Here is a 20,950-nt window from a genome sequence, read left to right on the forward strand (position 1 = left end):
TACAAATATACGTATTTATAGCCTGTATTTAAACTTTAGCACTGTTCCTAATAGGGTATTAAGACCTATAGAAGTTAACATTACACGAATTGTCTTTCAATTGTATACAAATCTTTTTAAAATGGTTCTTCACTTCAGATTCTATTTGTACGCAAAAAAAAAGCCCTTTTTCAAGGGCTTACTTTTTTAATAAAGATAGGCTTTTTTTAGTTGTTCTTTTTTAGCATCGGTTAGTCCGAGTTTTTCTTTTAAAAAGTTGTCCATCGAACCATATTTTGCATCAATTTCATCAAAGGCTGCATTGATATAAGATTCACGAACTTCCATTACGGCTGTCATTCCATCAATCACTTTTTTATTATCTGTTTTTGCTGCAACGGCTTCAATTGCTTTTTTATTTTCGAGGGCACGATATTTATTGGAAAGCATATAATCGTTAATGACTGTGTTTTTATCCACTCCTAATGCTGACAGAACGAGGGCGGTTCCAAATCCAGCACGATCTTTTCCAGCTGTACAGTGCCAAAGAACAGATCCATCTTGGTTTGCTAATAGTATATCAAAAAAATCTTTATAGGCTTGTATCGAAGTTTCATCTGTAATAAAGCTCTTATTGGCATTAATGAGAAATGTTTCTGGATTATCCATTTTGGCTAGGCTGGCAGTTAAATCTTGTGTGCTTGTAGATGCACCATTATCTTTCATCACAGAATCGTGCGTATAGTCAACATCTGTGAGTTTTGGGTCTGGTTTGGCTGCGACTTCTGAACTTGTTCGGAAATCAACTATATGAGACAAATCGTATGTATTTACGAGTTTCTTTTTATCCGAATCACTTAAGTTAGCGAGTTCGGCACTTCTAATGAGTTTATGTGGCTTGATAGTTAGTCCATCCGTTGTTTTGTATCCGCCTAAGTCCCGGACATTTACAGCACCTTCTAATTTAATTTGGCTTCCTGGTTTGACTGTTTGCTCGGTTTTAACGTTTGCCTCCGCTTTTTCTTCTGACTGCGCTCCGCATCCTCCTAATAGTAAAGTCGCGCTTAGCACCCCTGCCCCTGTTACTTTTACCCAATGTTTCATTCTTTCTCCTCCTTTTGTAAGCTTCTTGTACATTATAGCAACGCAATTTGTTGGTTGAATGAAGGGTTTGTAAAGAAATGATTTTAGGGATGTTAAGGTATGAAAAAAAGCCAAAACCCGGAATGGGTTTTGACTTTTAGAATTAAAATGGCATTTTGAAATTGCCGAATGGATTTTTGCCTTTTTTGCCTTTGCCGCCACCAGTCATTTGCTTCATCATTTTTTTCATTTCACCAAATTGTTTTAGGAGACGGTTAATTTCTTGAACCGGACGTCCGCTACCACGTGCAATCCGTTTTCTTCTACTTGCATTGATGATATCTGGATTGTCTTTTTCATTTTTGGTCATTGACTTGATAATTGCTTCAATATGACCTAGTTGTTTATCATCGACGTTCATGTTGTCGAGGCCTTTCATTTTGTTTGCCCCTGGCATCATTTTAAGTAGTTCATCTAGTGGTCCCATTTGTTTTACTTGTTGTAACTGTTCTAAGAAGTCATCTAGCGTCATGCTGTTGTCTTTCATTTTTTGTTCCATAGCTTTCATTTTTTCTGTATCTACATCGGTTTGCGCTTTTTCAATCAGGGAAAGCACATCGCCCATGCCGAGAATTCTGGAAGCCATACGATCTGGATGGAAAGTTTCTAGAGCTTCCATTTTTTCACCAGTCGCGATAAATTTAATTGGTTTGCCAGTGACGGAACGAATCGAAAGCGCTGCACCACCACGTGTATCACCGTCTAATTTGGTTAGCACGACACCTGTAATTTCTAATTGTTCGTTGAAGCTTTGCGCCACGTTGACAGCATCTTGCCCAGTCATGGAATCGACAACAAGCAGGATTTCGGTTGGCGTTGCAATTTCTTTCACTTGTTTTAACTCATCCATTAGCGTTTCGTCAATATGAAGACGACCCGCTGTATCGATAATAACATAATCTAAATGTTCTTCTTTTGCTTTAGCAATAGCTTGTTTGGCGATTTCTACCGGGCTTACTTGGTCTCCTAGAGAAAATACCGGCATATCTAATTGCTTGCCAAGTGTTTCTAATTGTTTGATTGCGGCAGGTCGGTAAATATCTGCTGCGACAAGTAATGGTTTGCGGTTATATTTTTTGCGTAATAAATTAGCAAGTTTGCCGGAAGTCGTTGTTTTACCAGCCCCTTGTAAACCTACCATCATAATCACGGTTGGTGGGCGGTCCGCTGTTCCGATTTTGCTTTCTTCTCCGCCCATTAAGCTTGTTAGTTCTTCTTGAACGATTTTGATAACTTGTTGGCCGGGTGTTAGGCTTTTCATAACGTCCGCGCCGACAGCACGTTCGCTTACTGTTTTAATAAATTGTTTAACGACTTTAAAGTTAACATCGGCTTCAAGTAGAGCAAGACGAACTTCACGCATCATTTCTTTTACGTCAGCTTCGTTTACTTTCCCTTTGCCGCGAATTTTGTTCATTGTTTCTTGGAGTCTTCCAGCTAGTCCTTCAAATGCCATGATTCTGGCCTCCTAATCGATATTTTTAAGCTGTTCGAGCGTATCTTTCACTTGCTCGTCCAGAAAATTCTTCTTGGTTAATTGTGCTTCTAATTGACTAAAAAGTTTTTCTCGTTGTTGGTATTTTTTTAGCATCCCTAGTTTTTCTTCGTATTTTTCTAGGCTTTCTTCGGTTCTTTTAATATTATCATAAATGGCTTGTCTACTCACTTCAAATTCTTCAGCAATTTCGCCTAGCGAGTAATCATCTAGATAATAAAAAGAAACATAGGCTTTTTGTTTTGTTGTTAGTAATTCCTGGTAAAAATCAAATAATAAATTCATACGGTTTGTCTTCTCAAACAAGGCATTTCACCTCTCTCCTTTTAAAGGATACGGGGAAATCGCGGGAATGTCAAGGAAGGTTAAACAAAAGAGAAAAAAGCCAGAATGACGAGAATCATTCGGCTTTCTCTGATTATTTTTCGTTATCAACCATATCAGCAAATAAGCCATACACATATTCATTTGCATCAAAGGCTTGTAGGTCGTCCATTTGTTCCCCAAGACCGACGAATTTCACTGGAATATCTAGTTCATTGCGAATGGCGATAACAATACCACCCTTGGCAGTTCCGTCCAGTTTTGTGAGGATAATGCCTGTTACGTCGGTTGTTTCTTTAAATTGTTTTGCTTGAACGAAAGCATTTTGGCCAGTTGTAGCATCAAGTACTAGTAAAACTTCGTGCGGCGCATTAGGAATTTCACGCGTAATGACACGTTTTACTTTTTCTAATTCGTTCATTAGATTGACTTTGTTTTGTAAACGGCCAGCTGTATCGCAAAGTAAAACGTCCGCTTTGCGTGCTTTTGCTGCTTGAACGGCATCAAACATCACCGCTGCAGGGTCGCTTCCCTCGGCTTGTTTAATAACATCGACGCCGGTACGCTCGCCCCAGACTTCTAATTGATCAATGGCACCAGCACGGAATGTATCGCCAGCAGCTAACATCACTTTTTTACCTTCTTGTTTAAAGCGATGAGCCATTTTTCCGATGGAGGTTGTTTTACCAACCCCATTCACACCAACAAACAAGATAACGGTTAGCCCGTCTTCTTCGATATGAAGTGCTTCGTCTTCTTTTTCGTCTCCTTGGTAAATCTCGACTAATTTTTCGACTATCACTTCTTGTACGTCTTTTGGATCACTGATGTTTCTAAGTTGAACTTCACGGCGTAGCGTATCGACTAGTTCCATGACAGTTTCAAAACCAACGTCTGCTCCGATAAGGATTTCTTCTAGTTCTTCAAAGAAATCTTCGTCGACTTTACGATAGCGAGCAACCATTTCGTTAATTTTTCCGGAAAAGTTGCCGCGTGTTTTGGATAAGCCATCTTTAAATTTTCCAGAAACAGAATCAGTTTGCTGAGTTATTTTATCTTTTAATTTTTTAAAAAAGGTCATTTTGTTTACTCCTTTTATTTAATGAGTTCAGCTGTTTCTTCTAAACGAACTGATACTAGTTTGGAGACGCCGGACTCTTGCATGGTGACGCCGTATAATACGTCGGCTTCTTCCATTGTTCCTTTACGATGTGTGATAACGATGAACTGCGTGCCGGACTCGAATTGCTTTAAGTAACGGCTGAATCGTGTAACATTGGCTTCATCTAAAGCCGCCTCTACTTCATCCAAAATACAGAATGGTACTGGGCGAACGCGAATGATAGCAAATAATAATGCAATCGCCGTTAGCGCACGTTCTCCGCCAGAACGAAGCGATAGGTTTTGTAATTTTTTCCCAGGTGGTTGAACGACGATATCAATCCCGGTTGTTAGGAGATTTTCTGGATCAAGGAGCACCAGTTCCGCGCTACCTCCACCAAATAGCTCAGGGAAAACAATCGCAAATTCGGTTTTAATTGCTTCAAAACTTTCACTAAAACGAATTTTCATTTCTTCGTCCATTTCGTCCATGACTTTAAAAAGGGTTTCTTTTGCGGCAAGTAAGTCCGCTTGTTGCCTGTTTAGGAAGTCAAAACGTTCTTGGATACGCTCAAATTCTTCGATGGCACCAATATTGACGATACCTAATTCATCGATAGAACGTTTTAATAAACGAACTTTCGAACGAGCTTGTTCGGTATTTACTTCTGGCAAGATTTTTTCTTCGGCTTGCTCTGGTGTTAGTAAGTAAGCTTCTTGCAAACGATCAATTCGGTTATTAATATCTACTTCTAAACGACCGATGCTTATTTCTGCATTATTTTTTTGCTCCACGTAAAAACTGATTTGATTATTTTTTTGTGTTAATTCGGCTTCTAATAGTTCTAATTTTTCTTGTAGTTCAGCACGAGTTTGTCTTGTTTGCGCAAGTTTTTCGCTTGTTTCAGCCTTATCTTTGCGCAGTTCTTCAATGGATTTTCTAGCTGATTCTTCGCTTGTATGAACGCTAGTTAAGTTGGTTTTTAAGGAAGCTAGTTTTTGTTCAGCCGCTTCTTTTTGTTCGTAATTTTCATGTAGCGTTGTCGTTACTCGCTCGACGGCTTCTGTAGCAGATTGAAGTTGCTCTCGTTTAGCGGCGATTTGCGCTTTTAAGGATGACAGACTTTCTAAATCTGCTGCACGTTTGCTTTCTAGTGCTTTGCTTGAACTTGTCATCGCTTTGATTTCTTCATCGGTTGCTTCGATTTGTTTTGCGATTTCGACTTGTTCATGTAGTAAAGTTTCTTTTCGCTCCAGTAGTTTGTTTAATTCTTCGCTACCGTCTGCTTTTTCAATATCGTATAGTTGTAGTTGTTTATTGAAGCGTTCTAGATTCTCGGTTTCTCGGTCTAGTTTTCCAAGTAATTCTTTTTCTTGTAAACGTAAATTTTCACCGATTCCTCGTGTTTCTTCGAGTTCTTCACGTTTTTTCGCCATGCTATCTTTAGCTAGTTGAACCGCAGATTCCATTTCACGAGTGGCTTCGTTTAACTCGGTAATTTTCTCTGCTAATTGGCCTAACTCATGTTTTCTCGTTAAAATAGACGATTTTCCGCCTTTGGTTGCTCCACCAGTCATCGAACCACCGGCATTCACTACGTCCCCTTCCAGTGTCACAATGCGATACCTAAAGTTGACTAAGCGAGCGAGCGTATTCGCCCCTTTTAAATCTTTCGCCAAAATCGTTGTCCCTAGAGCATTCAAAATAACCGGAGAAACTTTTTCATCAAAAGAAATGACTTCACTTGCAAGTGCGATAAAAGCAGGTTGGTTGCTTAAAGCGTTTTTCGTTGCAGCTGGAAGTTCGCGAGGTTGAATAGTCGAAAGTGGTAAGAAAGTTGCGCGGCCACTTTTCGTTTTCTTCAAGAAACTGATGGCTTCACGAGCAACGCGGTCATCTTCTACGACAACGTTCTGCGCACTTGCCCCAAGCGCTGTTTCCATGGCTTGTTGGTACTTCGCGGGTATTTCTACGAGTTCTACTAACGCACCTAAAATCCCTGGAATTTCTTTTTTCGCTTTTAAGACTTCCCGGACACCTTGGAAAAAGCCAGCATAATCATCCGCCAACTCCTCTAATGTTTCCTTCCGCGATTTCATTTGTTGCACTGTTTCATAATGTTTATAAAGCGCACGTTCTTGCGTTCCAAAAACAGCTTCTTGTTTCGCTAAAGTTTGCTGTACTTCACGGTAAATTTCCATTTGTTCCGTAAGCTCACTTTGGATTTTTGTTAAATGTGTTTTGGTTGTTTCTATTTGAGCGAGCATATCTTTTCTATCATCGATATGATGGCTATTTTCTAAATCTAACTTGTCAATTCGACTCGTGATCTGACCGATTTGGCGCTCAATATAACCTAAATCATTATTAATTGTCGTTTGCGTGTGGCGCAGATCAATATAATCACTTTTGCGGTTTTCGATTGCTTCTTCGGATAAATCATCGTATTTGGCAAGTGTTACTTCTAGCTCTTTTTTCGCTTTGACCGCAATTTCAAGTGCTGTTTCTTTTTCGAGTTTTGAGCTACTTAGAACTTCTTTTTGCTCTTCCAAGGCAGTAATTTTTTCCGTAATTGCCGCCAGTGTTTCTGCGTAAACTTGTTCATTTTCGCTACTGTGCTTTTTACGTTCTAATTGGAGATTTCGCTCTCCTTCTAGTTGTTCCAGTTTTTCCGTTTCAACTAAAAGACGTTCTTGTAAATTATCAAGCGCAATATCTGTTTCATTCAGTGCATGTTTTTCGCGTGAAATAACCGCTTCTTCGGCATGTAATTCTTCGCGTAGCTTAATTAAAACCGTTTGATTTTCACCAAATTCTTTACGAACTTCGGCTAGTTTTTCTGTTAAGGAACTGATTTCGCTCGCGAGTAAAGTCACTTCGTATTTTTCTAGTTCTTCTTGTTGGAATAAATAATCTTTCGCAATAGAAGCTTGCATTTCAAGCGGCTCCAGTTGTCCTTCTAATTCGTATAAAATATCTTGTACTCGGTTTAAATTTTCTTCGGTTTCAAATAATTTATTTTCTGCTTGTTTTTTACGGTGTTTATATTTTAATACGCCGGCTGCTTCTTCAAAAATCGAGCGACGTTCTTCTGGTTTACTGTTCAGAATTTCATCGATTTTCCCTTGCGAAATAATCGAAAAAGACTCTCTTCCAAGTCCAGAGTCCATAAATAAATCGACAATATCTTTCAGTCGACAATTTTCTTTATTAATTAAAAACTCGCTATCACCATTACGGTAAATACGTCTAGTAACAGCTACTTCGCTATAATCAAGTGGTAAAAAATGGTCTTCATTTTCGAGGATAAGTGACACTTCCGCAAAATTAATTGGTTTCCGTGTATCACTTCCAGCAAAAATAACATCACCCATTCGGCCACCACGGAGCGATTTAGCGGACTGCTCACCAAGTACCCAGCGGATTGCTTCTGTAATATTACTTTTCCCGCTGCCATTTGGCCCTACAACTGCAGTCATGCCGGGCACGAAATCTATCGCAACTTTGTCAGCAAAGGATTTAAAGCCATTCATTTCTAATCGTTTTAATAACATGTCCGGACACCTCCATTTTTGTTTATCTGTGTGTTAGTTGGTTTATAGCAAATTGTGCCGCACTTTGTTCTGCTTGTTTTTTTGTTCTGCCGCTGCCTTTTCCGAGTACTTGTCCGTTAACAATTACTTGGGCATCGAATGCTTTATTGTGCGCTGGTCCTGTTTCGCCAAGGATATCATATTCGATCAAGACATCACGGTCCCGTTGAACAATTTCTTGCAGTTGCGTTTTATAATCCACTGTTTGTAGATATGCCCCTGCATCAATTTTTGGAAAAATAACACGTTCTAAAAATGTCACAACTTTGTCAATCCCATTATCTAAATAAAGCGCGCCGATAAATGATTCGAATACATCCGCCAGAAGTGCCGGACGAGTTCTTCCACCGGCTTTTTCTTCCCCTTTACCAAGTCGTACGTATTTAGAAAAATGTACTGCTTCTGCAAACTCGACTAAAGAAGGCTCACAAACAATTGCTGCGCGCATTTTTGTCATGTGTCCTTCTGCCATATCTGGATATTTGTTAAATAGATAATTCGATACAGTGAGTTCAAGGACTGCATCACCAAGAAATTCTAAGCGTTCATTATCTTTCACATTTTCCCGGCGGTGTTCGTTCACATATGAGGAATGTGTGAATGCTTGTTTTAATAATTCAACATCTTTAAAATCGAATCCAACGCTTTCTTGTAACTCTTCCCATTGATTCATTTCACTTGCTCCTCTCTTTAATAAGCAAGTTCATTTTCTAAACAGCCACTAGCAAAAAGCTGCTTAGAAAATGAACCAACAAAATCTCGTGACCTTGAAAAAGAGGCCACCTGCGCTACTTGTCTCGCGTGCGGAAGTTACCACAGCAAAGATAAGTAACACGGGCACCCTCATTTATCCGGTCACATAAAGTTTTATGCGTTCGCCTCTATGTACTTCACTGCATCACCAACTGTGTTAATGTTTTCAGCGTCGCCATCAGAGATTTCAACTCCGAACTCGTCTTCAAGTTCCATTACTAATTCAACAACATCTAGAGAATCTGCACCTAGATCTTCTTTGAAGGAAGCTTCTAAAGTTACTTTGGATTCCTCGACACCTAAACGGTCGACGATGATTTTTGTAACTTTTTCTAATACTTCTGCCATTTTTCACTTCACCTCCCTCCAAGTATTATATAGGATTATTTCTCCTACGTAAACAAAAATATTTAAAGTAATGCGAGCCAATTAAATTCGCATTCATTAACCAATTTTACATCACCATTCCGCCATCAACAGATAGTGTTTGACCAGTAATATACTTCGAAGCATCGCTCGCTAGGAAAAGAACTGCATTTGCAATATCTTCCGTTGTTCCATAAGCACCAAGCGGAATTTGCGCTAACATTGCTTCTTTTGTTTTTTCATCTAATTTGTCGGTCATATCTGTTGTAATGAAACCAGGAGCAACAGCATTTACGTTAATACCACGGGGCGCAAGTTCTCGAGCAGTTGTTTTTGTTAAACCGATAACGCCCGCTTTACTTGCTACGTAATTTGCTTGACCTGCATTACCAATCAAACCAACAACAGATGCCATGTTGATAATTTTACCTGCGCGTTGTTTCATCATTGTACGGCTTACTGCTTTTGTACAAAGGAAAGTTCCTTTTAGGTTGATATTAATTACGTCATCCCATTCGTCTTCTTTCATACGCATTAATAAGTTATCACGTGTAATTCCCGCATTATTCACAAGAATGTCCACACGACCAAAGCGTTCGATTGCTTGTTTGAAAAAGGCATCTACATCTTCAGCAATGGCTACATTTGCTTTCATTGCTTCTACTTCTACACCATGTTCAGCAACGAGTTTTGCTGTTTCTTCTGCAGCTTCTGGACTACCATTGTAATTGAAGAAAATATTTGCGCCTTCTTTGGCTAATTTGATGGCGATGTCACGACCAATTCCGCGTGATCCACCTGTTACTACTGCTACTTTGCCTTGTAAAGTCATTAATTATTCTCCTTTCAATGTCGCTGCAACGCTTTTCACTGATTCAGCGTCACCTGCTGACAGTACAGTTACATCACGATTAATTTTTTTAATTAAGCCTACTAAGACTTTTCCAGAACCAATTTCGACAAACGTATCTACGCCGTTTTTAATTAATTCTTCGACGATATCTTCCCATAATACTGGAGAATAGATTTGCTTGATTAGTTTATCGCTAATTTCGGATTTATCCGTAGTTTCTTTAGCGTCCACGTTATTAACCACTGGAATCTGACCATCAGAAATTTTAACCTCTGCTAAAACATCACGGAAAGCAAGTGCGGCTGGTTCCATTAAGCTAGAGTGGAAAGGTCCGCTAACAGCAAGTGGTAATACGCGTTTTGCGCCACTTTCTTTTGCTTTTCCGCCTGCTTTTTCAACGCCAGCTGTTGTTCCAGAAATAACGATTTGTCCTGGGCAGTTATGGTTAGCAAGTTGTACTGCATCGCCTTCTTTAGTTACTTCTTCGGTGATTGTTTTTAATGTTTCCCGGTCTACACCAAGAACTGCAGCCATTGCGCCAGCACCATTTGGTACAGCTGCTTCCATTAATTCACCGCGCTTACGTACAAGGTAAATCGCATCACTTGCTTCTAAAAATCCGCCAGCAACAAGCGCACTATATTCACCAAGGCTATGTCCCGCTACGTAATCAGCTTTCACACCATATGTTTCTAAAGCGCGTAAAATAGCAACACTTGTGGAAACTAAAGCTGGTTGTGCGTTTTCGGATTTCGTTAATAATTCAATTGGACCTTCTGTAATAATTTCTGTGATTGAAAACCCGAGTCTTTCGTCAGCATCATCATAGATTTTTTTTGCTTCAGGATATTCTGCTGCTACATCTTGTCCCATGCCAATTTTTTGTGCTCCTTGACCGGGAAATACAAATGCAATTTTAGTCATTAGATTCTGTTCCTCCTACTTTTACTTTGTCTACTTCTGCTTTAATTGTTTCGACCACTTGTTTTTCAACCATTTCACGTACTTGACGGATTGTGGTGAAAATACCATTCGCATTGGATGAACCGTGGGCTTTTACAACTGGAGCTTGAACACCGAACAAACAAGCACCGCCATATTCGCTATAATCCATTTTTGCTTTTAAAGCCATTAAATCTTTTTTCAAGAAGCTTGCTGCGACTTTATTTTTAAAGCCATTAAGCAAACTCATTTTTAGCATACTTAGGAAAGCGGCGCCTGTTCCTTCGATGGACTTAAGTACCATATTACCAGTAAATCCGTCGGTTACAACAACATCTGCTACATCCATTAATAAATCACGCGCTTCGATGTTGCCGATAAATTCGTAAGCGTCTTGATTTTTCATAAGTTCGAATGATTTTTTTGTTAAATCATTTCCTTTTGTTTCTTCTGTTCCAATGTTTAAAAGCGCTACGCGAGGACGATCAATTTTACGCACTTTTTCTGCGTAAACCGAGCCCATTAAACCAAATTGTAATAAATGTTCTGGTTTTGCTTCCGCATTTGCTCCTAAATCAAGCATAACAAAGCCTTTTCCTGTCACGGTTGGTAGTGTTGGTGCAAGTGCTGGACGGTCAATCCCTTTAATACGACCAATAACAAACAATCCAGTAGACATTAAAGCCCCTGTGTTTCCAGCTGAAATACAAGCATCTGCTTCTCCGTCTTTTACCGCTTGGGCAGCAAGTACCATAGAAGCTTTTTTCTTCCGTTTTACAGCGCGAACTGGTTCGTCATCACTTTCAATTTTTTCATCGGTATGTATAATTTTTACGCGGGTTTTATCAGTTAAATATTCATTTATTTTTGTTTCGTCTCCAAAAAGAAGAATTTCAACATCTTTATATTGGGCCACAGCTTTCATCACACCTAAAACAATTTCTTTTGGTGCATGATCTCCACCCATCGCATCTACAGCAATTTTCATTATACGTCAGTCCTTTATTTTCATTTTTGCGTTGCGTGATACATTTCAAATTTGCCTTTAAGTACAATTTCATCTCCAACATAGCTTTTCACGTCTACGATTGTAATAGCTCTGTTGTCTGTTGCCGGACGTACTTTTGCTTTTGCGATGATGCGTTCTCCTTCGTTTACAGAACGAACAAAGCGAACGGTTGCTTGTGTTGTTAGAGCTATTTCATTTGGGATGACGGCGGTTGCTAAGGAATTAGCTTGGGCAAACAAATGATGCCCACGAGCGATTTTATTTCGTTTAAAAACATGCTCACTACGCACATCAAAAATCGAAATAGCGCTCTTGCTAAGTTGAATATCAATAATTTCACCAATCACTTCATCGATGGGAAGGCTTTTTACTGCATCGGCATAATTGACACTCGCAACATGTTTGATTCGCTCTCTGAGTTCGGGGATGGAAAGTGCTACTCTATCTAGACGAATAGTTTGCACACTGACCCCAAATTTTTCTGCAAGCTGCTCATCTGTTATGAAAGGATTTTCTTCAATCGCAACTTGAAGTTTCATTTGACGATCCTTTTTAGAATATTTTTTCATGCACGTATCCTCATCTCTTTTTTTGTGAAAGGTATTAATACCAGCTACTAAACAGTAGGTAAAAAAAGGAAGTTACCTCTGTCGGATAACATTCAGAACTTCCTTTGTATTTATTGGTACTTTAATATGTTATTAAAAATCAAGCCAAGTTGCAAGTTTTTTTAAAGATTGTTACATAGGTTTAATCTAGTTTTTGCTCCGTGAAGACGCCTTCTTCCTCCAGAAGTGCTACTAATTTTTCGTAGTTTTTGTTCTCTAACATATCTTCTTCAAAGATCATGTGAACGGCATCTTGGCGGGCGATCTCCAGTACCCGGTAATCGTGAACCATATCTGCTACTTTGAATTCTGGAACACCACTTTGTTTTCTGCCGAAGAAATCTCCTGGGCCACGAAGTTCTAGGTCGCGTTCGCTGACAACGAAGCCATCGTTTGTTTCTGACATAATCATCATACGTTCTTTGCCGACTTCGGTTTTTGGGTCAGCAATTAAAATACAGTAAGACTGATCTGCTCCGCGCCCAACTCGGCCCCGAAGTTGATGCAACTGCGCTAAACCAAAACGGTCGGCATCGTAAATGACCATCATGGTAGCGTTTGGCACGTTTACACCAACTTCCACTACTGTGGTCGAAACAAGGCAATCAATTTTTTTATTATTAAAGTCGCGCATAATTTGCTCTTTATCTGCTGGTAATAGTTTACCGTGCATTAGACCTGGAATATATTTAGTGCCCCATTTATTTTGTAGAATGTTGAAAACGTCTATCGCATTTTGCACATCTAGTTTTTCAGATTCTTCAATTAGCGGACAAATGATGTAGACTTGGTGGCCTTTGTCGATTTCTTTTTCCATAAAACCGATAACGCGATCAAGCATTTGATGTTTTACCCAGTAAGTTTCAATTTCTTTTCGACCAGCTGGGAGTTCATCGATAATCGATACATCCATTTCGCCAAATGCTGTAATGGCAAGCGTTCTAGGAATTGGGGTTGCGGTCATAAATAAAACATCCGGATATTCCCCTTTTTCACGAAGAACACGACGCTGCGCTACGCCAAATCGATGTTGCTCGTCAGTAATAACTAAACCTAGGCGATGATAAATTACTTCGTCTTGAATTAATGCATGCGTTCCGATTAAAACATCAATGGAGCCATTTTCAAGCATTGCTAGTAATTCTCTGCGCTGTTTGCCTTTCACACTACTCGTTAGTAAGCCAACTGTAATATCAAAAGGTTGCAACAGCTCTACTAAGGAATTCGCATGTTGCTCGGCTAAAATTTCGGTTGGCACCATGAGTGCGCTTTGGAAGCCACTTTTGGCAGCTGCATACATGGCAATAGATGCTACAACTGTTTTACCTGAGCCAACGTCTCCTTGTAGCAAACGATTCATATGAAAGTGTGATAACATATCACCGCAAATTTCATTGACTACTCGTTTTTGTGCTTTTGTTAGTGGAAATGGCAAGGAATCAATGTAATGGCGCAAATCTTCTACATCGTAATTAATCGAAATTCCGCCTGATTTCTCGCGTTCAATTTTACGGAAAAACTGCATTTTCAATTGGAATAACAAGAATTCTTCGTAGACCATTCGGCGCCTAGCTTGTTTCAATTCCTCATTATTTTTAGGAAAATGCAGAATGCGCACTGCTTCTAGGCGATCCATTAATTGATACTTTTCTAATAAATTGCTTGGAATAACTTCTTCTATATCTTGACTATAACTATCAAAAGCAAGTCTCGTATATTTTTGCATTGTTTTATTGCGTAGCGTTCCTTTTAGACGGTAAACGCCTTCTAGTTCTTCTTCACTTTCGACAGCGCCTATTTTTATTTTGCTGGCTGTAACTTGGGCGCGGCTCTTATCCCATTTGCCAGAGATTGTCACTGTTTCGCCAACACTTATTTTACTTTTTAAATAGGGTTGGTTGAAAAAATCGATTTTGATGACTTGCCCTTCAGTTGAGACGCGGAAAGAGAGCTTGGATTTTTTGCGACCGTAGAAAGCAACGGTTGCCTCTGTTAGGACTTCGCCTTGAATGGTAATCCGTTCTTCGTGCGCCACTTCTGATAAATCCCGCAACCGATAATCCTCATAGCGATACGGGAAGTTCCAAAGCAAATCATGCACGGTGGATAAACCTAACTCTTTTAACGTTTTCGCTGTTTCTTCGCCAATTCCTTTGATTTCAGTTGTCGGGATTCGTTTAAGTTCACTCACGCTTATCTTCTGGCGACAGTCCAAAAATCTTCCGCTGAATTGCACGTCCAGTCGGTGTAGCCGCCAATCCTCCTTCTGCCGTTTCTCTTAAAGAGCTTGGCATTTGTAAGCCTACGCGGTGCATTGCTTCAATTACTTCATCACATGGAATGCGGCTCTTAATACCTGCGAGCGCCATATCTGCTGAAATAATTGCTTGCGAGGAACCAAGGGCATTACGTTTAACACATGGAACTTCTACAAGCCCTGCTACAGGATCACACACAAGTCCAAGCATATTTTTCATTGTCATAGCCATCGCGTGTGCTGATTGTTCTGGCGTCCCACCGGCTGCTGCTACAATCGCCGCCGAAGCCATCGCACTTGCTGAGCCAATTTCTGCCTGACAGCCACCAGCCGCTCCACTTATAAAAGCATTATTCGCAACAACATACCCAAAGGCACCTGCTGTGAATAAAAAGTTCACCATATCCTCACGCGACATTTCTAGACGATCTTTTAAGGAAAAAAGTACGCCCGGCACAACCCCCGCGCTTCCTGCCGTTGGTGTTGCGCAAATAACGCCCATCGAAGCATTAACTTCATTCGTCGCAATTGCTTTTGCTACAGAATCAAGTAACACTTCGCCTGATAAGAAGTTTCCTTTTTTGATATAGTCTTGCATTAGGACGGCATCTCCGCCTGTTAAGCCAGTTGTAGAAGTAACTCCCGCCTCACCTTCACGAATAGCTTCTTCCATAATATCTAAATTCCGTTCCATCGCAGCTGTTATTTCTTCCCGCGGTAAACCAGAAATATTCATTTCACGCTTGATCATAATTTCAGCAATAGTTAAGTTCTCGCGTTCAGCGATATCTACTAATTCTGCTACAGTTCTAAACATTGTCCACACTCACTTTCTTTACCCTTTACCAACATACCTGATTTACAACTCAAAATAAAGCCAAATGCACGTTTTGTTTACGCACATTTGGCTTTACACAAATCGAGCGAAAGCCACCGATTTACTAGAAAACTACTAAATCATGACACTTGCTACTTGATAAATCCCTGGTAATTCAGCAATTTTGCTAATTAAAGCTTGTTCAACTTGTTGGTCTACTTCAATGACCATTAACGCTTCATCGCCTTTTACTTTACGGGACACTTTCATTTGTCCGATATTGATTTTATGGTCGGCAATCACGGAAGATACTGCAGCAATCGCGCCAAATTTGTCTTGATGTAAAATAAGGATAGCTGGAGCAGTTCCAGTAAATTCTAGTTCAAATTCGTTTAAGCGAATAATCTCTACTTTTCCGCCACCAATGGATGCACCAATTAATGTCATTTGTTGCATACCATGTTTTAATACTAGCTTTACCGTATTTGGATGAGGTGGCTCTTCTACTTCTTCGATAAACTGAATGCGCATGCCCCACTCTTCAGCTAGCTTCGGAGATTCTTTCATGCGCGGATCATCTGGCTCAAAGCCGAGCAATCCGCCAATCAAAGCTACATCAGTACCATGACCTTTATAGGTTTTGGCAAAAGAACCATATAAATGAATATCTACTTGGGATGGTTGTTCATTAAAAACAGCTCGTGCAATGGCACCAATACGACTAGCGCCGGCAGTATGAGAACTTGACGGACCAATCATTACAGGACCAATAATATCAAATACGCTATTAAATTTCACTAAAATCATCCTTTCTTCTATTCATTTACAGAGGCGTCTTTATTCTACAGCAAAAATATACGGATAAACTGGTTGGTCGCCTTCGTGAATTTCTACTTCGACATCAGGGAATGCTTCTGTTACTTTATCAGCAAGCGTTTCTGCTTTTGAAGTATCTGCATCTTCACCAACAATGATAGTAATGATTTCGCTATCATCATCAAGTAGTTTTTCCAGTGTTTCGTAAGCGGCTTCTTCTAATGTTGCACAACTAACTTTGATTTTGCCTTCAACCATACCGATGAAGCTGTCTTTTTTGATTTCGACACCTTCTACTGTTGTATCACGTACAGCTGTCGTTACTTGGCCACTTGTTACGTCTTCAATTGCTGCTTTCATTGCTTCTGCATTAGCTAGGAAATCTTGATCTGCTTGGAATGAAAGAACGGCAGTAAGTCCTTGTGGAATTGTTTTTGTAGGGATGATTTGAACTTTATCATCTCCTAGAATTTGTGCCGCTTGTTCCGCAGCCATTTGGATATTTTTATTATTTGGAAGAACAAAAACTTGTTCTGCATTTGCTGATTCAATTGCTTTTACGATATCTTCTGTACTTGGATTCATTGTTTGACCACCTGAAAGAACAACTGACACTCCCATGCTCTCAAATAGTTTCTTCAATCCTTCTCCAACTGAAACAGTAACAATACCATAAGCCGCTTTTTCTTTTGCTGGCACTTTGTCATCACCAACAATCTCAGTATGCTGTTCGCGCATATTTTCCACTTTCATTTTAAGTAGACTACCGTATTGCTGACCGTAGTTTAGTACTTCACCAGGATGTTCCACATGGACATGTACTTTTACTACTTCATCGTCCGCAGCTACTAGTAGAGAATCCCCCAGTTTACTTAAATCTTGACGGAACTGTTCTTCGTCAAAAGGTTTTTGACCGGGTTTGTTTTCGTTGATTTTCACGATAATTTCGGTACAGTAACCAAAATGAATATCTTCCGTTGACATAAAGTCTTGCACATGACGATGATGTTCGGCATTAATTAGCTCACCCATAGATGCCATATAGTCAGGAGCTTCAGCCATTTTGCCAGTTAGTGCGCCATAAAATCCTTCATAAATAATGATAAGACCTTGTCCACCACTATCGACAACACCAACTTCTTTTAAAACTGGAAGTAAATCTGGTGTTTTTTCTAATGCGACTTTCCCTTGTTTTAAAATTGCTTCCATTACTAATTCGATATCTTGATGTTCACTTGCTGCTGCAACTCCGGCTTTTGCGGCTTCACGAGCTACGGTTAGGATGGTTCCTTCGACTGGCTTCATGACAGCTTTGTAGGCAGTTTCCACGCCTTTAACGAAAGCACCAGCAAATTCTTCCGCGTTTAACGTTTCTTTATTTTCAATCGCTTTAGAAAATCCTCGGAAAAGTTGGGATAAAATAACACCAGAGTTCCCTCGGGCACCCATTAGTAAGCCTTTAGCCAAGTTTGCTCCAACGGCACTAATTGTTTCTTTGTCATTTTTCGCAACTTCTTCTGCTCCACTTGTCATCGATAGATTCATATTCGTTCCCGTGTCACCATCTGGAACCGGGAAGACATTCAATGAATCTACAAAATCAGCATTTTTTGCTAAATTCTCTGCTCCAAGCGCTATCATTGCTGCAAATTTCTCTGAGTCTAACTGATATATACTCACTTACATAATCCTCCTTAAGATTCCTTGATTACTCGGACACCTTGAACATAAATATTCACTGATTCCACTGTAATACCGAGTGTTTTTTCTAGTGTGTATTTGACGCGTTCTTGAACATTATGCGCAACTTCGGAAATTTTTGTTCCAAAGCTAACAATGATATACATGTCAATATGAATACCTTCTTCTTCTTGTCTAACTATAACACCTTTAGTATAATTTTCTCTTCTTAAAATATCTGTCAAACCATCACGAATTTGGTGTCTACTTGCCATTCCAACGATGCCAAAATTTTCTTCGGCAGCTCCACCAGCGATTGTTGCAATAACATCACTAGTAATGTCAATTTTGCCTAGCTTTGTGTCGATTTCAATTGCCATTCTATATTCCTCCCTACGGATTATATTCTCGTTCGATTATTTTTTAGTATTGATTTTTATTTAATTATAAAGTCGTCCCTACCTATTTTACTATAATCAGGGTCCTTTGGAAAGCATATCCTCCATTTGCCTGATTAAAGCTACTTTTATGCTGTCAAGTAAAAATTCTTTGCACTATTTTCGCATATCCTCTTGCAAAGTATACTTGTTTATGATAAATTATTCTAGTGTATGAAAAACAAATGGATAGGTTATTTTAAATAAATTATCCGAAGAGCTCTGTAAGGAGGGGTAAACTATGGCTAAAGAATGTGTTATTACAGGCCGCAAATCACGTTCCGGTAACAAACGTTCCCACGCAATGAACTCCAGCAAACGTACTTGGAAAGCTAACTTGCAAAAAGTACGGATTCTGGTTAACGGCAAACCTAAAAAAGTTTGGGTATCTGCTCGTGCGCTTAAATCTGGTAAAGTGGAACGCGTTTAATTGAAGGAGAAATCAAGTGCAGCGACAATTATGTCGGTGCATTTTTTCTTTGCCTTAAAATAAAAAAATACAGGCCGAGTGCACCTGTATTTCTAGTTAATCATTACTTTGTGTTAATAAAATCATTCCACTTTTAAAGGAAAATTCCCCCATTTGTCCCACAAACTCATTACTTGATAGAGCTGAACCTACTGGGTAAGTGGCATTTTCGAGCGGGTAGGCGAATCCTTTTAGTGTCAGTCCTGTCACGTCTTTCATCGTTGTAAATGCGACATATTTCTTATCAGGTAGTTTTTCAATAGTGTAGCTACCTGGCATATACATTTTGATGTAGTTATGACGGTCAATCATTTCTACAACTGGCACAGCGCTTAAAAATTTCGGCTTGGTCAACATCATTAGATTCGCAAGTAGATGGTCTAAGCGGCCTCCTGTTGCACCAAAAATGCGTATCTTATCTGGATTTTGCTCCATCGCCCAACTTAATCCAATTTCCGTATCTGTTTCATCTTTTTCTGCAGGAAATTCGTGTACATCTGCTACTTTGGTTTTCAAATGAGCCAGTTCTTCTTTAGAGAGTGAATCAAAATCTCCCATCGCAACGGTCGGTACAATTCCATGGTCTAACAAACGTTTTGCTCCGCGGTCCACGCCAACCCAACTAATCTCTGCGCTCGTATATTGTGCTAAATCAGGAATTTCGGACGCAGGTCCACCAACCATGATATTAATTATTTTCATACTTGAGTCCCCTTCTCCCCTAACAAATAAGACTGGAACAGAGGTCCCAGCCCTACTATTAGTTTACTCGCCTACAATGGCACGTAATTTATCAATTGGTGTTTGACGATTTTTATTTCCATAAATGTAACTACCAGCTACAAAGACATTTGCGCCAGCATCACGGCATAATTTCGCTGTTTCATGATCCACGCCGCCATCTACTTCAATTTCGATATCTAAGCCTTTTTCATCCACTATTTTCTTGAAAGCACTAATTTTTTCTAGTACTTCTGGAATGAATTTTTGTCCGCCAAAACCAGGATTTACTGTCATAAATAGAACCATATCCAGTTCATTTAAAACGTGTTGTAAAACATCGATTGGTGTGGCTGGATTAAGTACTGCTCCCGCTTTCACACCGTAATAACGGATTAATTGTAATGTGCGATGAAGATGCGTACAAGCTTCGACATGCACCGTAATGTAGTCTGCTCCCGCTTTTGCAAATTCTGGAATGTATGTATCCGGGTTTTCAATCATTAAATGAACATCAAGTGGTAGTTTTGTTTCTGGGCGAATGGCTTGAACAACAGCAGGACCAAATGTAATATTTGGAACAAAATGTCCGTCCATAACGTCAATATGAATGTAGTCTGCACCGCAATTTTCTACTTCTTTAATATCTCTTGCAAGATTTGCAAAGTCTGCACTTAAAATCGAAGGAGCTATTTTTCCCATTCTTAATACCTCGGCTTTCTGTTTTTTAATTCTTGTAAAATTTGGATATAGTGTTTGTAGCGAAATTCTGCTATTTCATTTGCTTCAACAGCTGTTTTTACAGCGCAATTCGGCTCATTGTCATGCATGCAACCTCGGAATTTACAGCCACTACGACGATCTTCCATTTCCGGAAAACAAAATTGTAATGTTTCAGGTTGCAAGTCATCCCATTCGATTGAACTAAAGCCAGGCGTATCAGCGACAAATCCATCGCCAATCGGCATTAGTTCGACGTGTCTCGTTGTATGTTTTCCGCGACCGAGTGCGTTCGAAATTTCTGCTGTTTTTAAAGTTAAATCACTATTTAAGCTATTTAGGAGAGTCGACTTTCCTACACCGGATTGCCCAGCGATAACTGCAGTTTTCCCACTAATATAGTCTTTAATGGCTTCTTTATCCGGTTCATCATTGGTAACAAAAACATCATAACCAATCGCTTCGTAAATGTCTTTGTAAACAGCAATCTGTTCTTTTTCAGATTCTGATGCCAAGTCCATTTTACTAATGCAAATAACTGGCTTGATATCTTCCTTCTCAATAGCTACTAAAAAACGATCCGCAAGATTCGTGGAAAAATCCGGCTCTACTGCCGAAAACACCAAAATTGCAATATCAATGTTTGCCACGGGAGGCCGCACAAGGGCATTCTCCCGGGACATTACATCTAAAATGTAACCATCTGTTTTATTTTCTATTTGAAATTCTACATCATCGCCTACAAGTGGAGAAATATTTCGTTTTCTAAAATTCCCTCTTGCTCGACATTGATATACTTTTCCTTCCGAAAATACATAGTAAAATCCGCTCAACGCTTTGATAATTTGTCCTTCCAGCACATTTCCT

Annotated in this window: 20 protein-coding genes; 1 reads left to right on the forward strand and 19 read right to left on the reverse strand. The window is 39.6% G+C overall.

What is annotated here, in order from left to right:
- Positions 1-186 precede the first annotated feature (186 nt).
- From lipA to GL301_RS09330, 16 genes are all read right to left on the reverse strand, one after another.
- Positions 187-1,083, reverse strand: coding sequence for a tyrosine/lipid phosphatase LipA (gene lipA / locus GL301_RS09255; RefSeq protein ID WP_003726327.1), 897 nt, complete (start codon positions 1,081-1,083; stop codon positions 187-189).
- 142 nt (positions 1,084-1,225) lie between these two features.
- Entirely contained in the window at positions 1,226-2,578 is a 1,353-nt protein-coding gene (ffh, locus tag GL301_RS09260; RefSeq protein WP_003726328.1) for a signal recognition particle protein, read from the reverse strand.
- Positions 2,579-2,590: 12 nt separating this feature from the next.
- Positions 2,591-2,923, reverse strand: a complete 333-nt coding sequence (locus tag GL301_RS09265) for a putative DNA-binding protein (protein ID WP_003728307.1) — start codon at positions 2,921-2,923, stop codon at positions 2,591-2,593.
- 112 nt (positions 2,924-3,035) lie between these two features.
- Entirely contained in the window at positions 3,036-4,022 is a 987-nt protein-coding gene (gene ftsY / locus GL301_RS09270) for a signal recognition particle-docking protein FtsY (RefSeq protein WP_003726330.1), read from the reverse strand.
- Between the two features lie 14 nt (positions 4,023-4,036).
- Positions 4,037-7,597: a chromosome segregation protein SMC gene (smc, locus tag GL301_RS09275; protein WP_003726331.1), complete on the reverse strand. Its 3,561-nt coding sequence runs from the start codon at positions 7,595-7,597 to the stop codon at positions 4,037-4,039.
- A 22-nt stretch (positions 7,598-7,619) separates the two neighbouring features.
- Positions 7,620-8,309, reverse strand: a complete 690-nt coding sequence (gene rnc / locus GL301_RS09280; RefSeq protein ID WP_003726332.1) for a ribonuclease III — start codon at positions 8,307-8,309, stop codon at positions 7,620-7,622.
- A gap of 194 nt (positions 8,310-8,503) precedes the next feature.
- Complete coding sequence (locus GL301_RS09285; protein WP_003723866.1) at positions 8,504-8,737, reverse strand: acyl carrier protein; 234 nt, start codon at positions 8,735-8,737, stop codon at positions 8,504-8,506.
- A gap of 106 nt (positions 8,738-8,843) precedes the next feature.
- Entirely contained in the window at positions 8,844-9,587 is a 744-nt protein-coding gene (gene fabG / locus GL301_RS09290) for a 3-oxoacyl-[acyl-carrier-protein] reductase (RefSeq protein WP_003723867.1), read from the reverse strand.
- A 3-nt stretch (positions 9,588-9,590) separates the two neighbouring features.
- The gene (fabD, locus tag GL301_RS09295; RefSeq protein ID WP_070298250.1) at positions 9,591-10,532 is read right to left on the reverse strand and encodes an ACP S-malonyltransferase; all 942 of its coding nucleotides are present in this window, start codon (positions 10,530-10,532) and stop codon (positions 9,591-9,593) included.
- Positions 10,525-11,538, reverse strand: a complete 1,014-nt coding sequence (gene plsX / locus GL301_RS09300) for a phosphate acyltransferase PlsX (protein ID WP_003723870.1) — start codon at positions 11,536-11,538, stop codon at positions 10,525-10,527. Before plsX ends, fabD begins: the two co-directional genes overlap by 8 nt.
- A gap of 20 nt (positions 11,539-11,558) precedes the next feature.
- Positions 11,559-12,128, reverse strand: coding sequence for a transcription factor FapR (gene fapR, locus GL301_RS09305; RefSeq protein ID WP_003723871.1), 570 nt, complete (start codon positions 12,126-12,128; stop codon positions 11,559-11,561).
- A 181-nt stretch (positions 12,129-12,309) separates the two neighbouring features.
- On the reverse strand, positions 12,310-14,358 hold the full coding sequence (gene recG, locus GL301_RS09310; RefSeq protein ID WP_003728303.1) for an ATP-dependent DNA helicase RecG: 2,049 nt from the start codon (positions 14,356-14,358) through the stop codon (positions 12,310-12,312).
- Positions 14,351-15,241 carry an L-serine ammonia-lyase, iron-sulfur-dependent, subunit alpha gene (gene sdaAA, locus GL301_RS09315; RefSeq protein ID WP_003728302.1) on the reverse strand — a complete coding sequence of 297 codons (891 nt, stop codon included), beginning with the start codon at positions 15,239-15,241 and terminating at the stop codon, positions 14,351-14,353. The genes recG and sdaAA overlap by 8 nt, the downstream gene beginning before the upstream one ends.
- Before the next feature lie 135 nt (positions 15,242-15,376).
- Positions 15,377-16,039, reverse strand: coding sequence for an L-serine ammonia-lyase, iron-sulfur-dependent subunit beta (gene sdaAB, locus GL301_RS09320; RefSeq protein WP_003728301.1), 663 nt, complete (start codon positions 16,037-16,039; stop codon positions 15,377-15,379).
- A 39-nt stretch (positions 16,040-16,078) separates the two neighbouring features.
- Complete coding sequence (locus GL301_RS09325; RefSeq protein WP_274758650.1) at positions 16,079-17,737, reverse strand: DAK2 domain-containing protein; 1,659 nt, start codon at positions 17,735-17,737, stop codon at positions 16,079-16,081.
- Between the two features lie 14 nt (positions 17,738-17,751).
- Positions 17,752-18,117: an Asp23/Gls24 family envelope stress response protein gene (locus GL301_RS09330; RefSeq protein ID WP_003720130.1), complete on the reverse strand. Its 366-nt coding sequence runs from the start codon at positions 18,115-18,117 to the stop codon at positions 17,752-17,754.
- A 298-nt stretch (positions 18,118-18,415) separates the two neighbouring features.
- Between GL301_RS09330 and rpmB the strand changes: the two genes are divergently transcribed.
- Entirely contained in the window at positions 18,416-18,604 is a 189-nt protein-coding gene (gene rpmB / locus GL301_RS09335; RefSeq protein ID WP_003720131.1) for a 50S ribosomal protein L28, read from the forward strand.
- Between the two features lie 96 nt (positions 18,605-18,700).
- On the opposite strand, the gene GL301_RS09340 is transcribed toward rpmB, so the two are convergent.
- The 3 genes from GL301_RS09340 to rsgA all read right to left on the reverse strand — a co-directional run bounded on the left by GL301_RS09340 (position 18,701) and on the right by rsgA (position 20,943).
- Positions 18,701-19,345: a thiamine diphosphokinase gene (locus tag GL301_RS09340; RefSeq protein WP_003728299.1), complete on the reverse strand. Its 645-nt coding sequence runs from the start codon at positions 19,343-19,345 to the stop codon at positions 18,701-18,703.
- 63 nt (positions 19,346-19,408) lie between these two features.
- Positions 19,409-20,065: a ribulose-phosphate 3-epimerase gene (gene rpe / locus GL301_RS09345; protein ID WP_010958954.1), complete on the reverse strand. Its 657-nt coding sequence runs from the start codon at positions 20,063-20,065 to the stop codon at positions 19,409-19,411.
- A gap of 2 nt (positions 20,066-20,067) precedes the next feature.
- A complete protein-coding gene (gene rsgA / locus GL301_RS09350) occupies positions 20,068-20,943 on the reverse strand; it encodes a ribosome small subunit-dependent GTPase A (RefSeq protein WP_003728298.1) in 876 nt (291 codons plus the stop codon).
- Positions 20,944-20,950 lie beyond the last annotated feature (7 nt).

The sequence above is a fragment of the Listeria sp. LM90SB2 genome (assembly GCF_028867355.1).
Classification (GTDB): domain Bacteria; phylum Bacillota; class Bacilli; order Lactobacillales; family Listeriaceae; genus Listeria; species Listeria monocytogenes_B.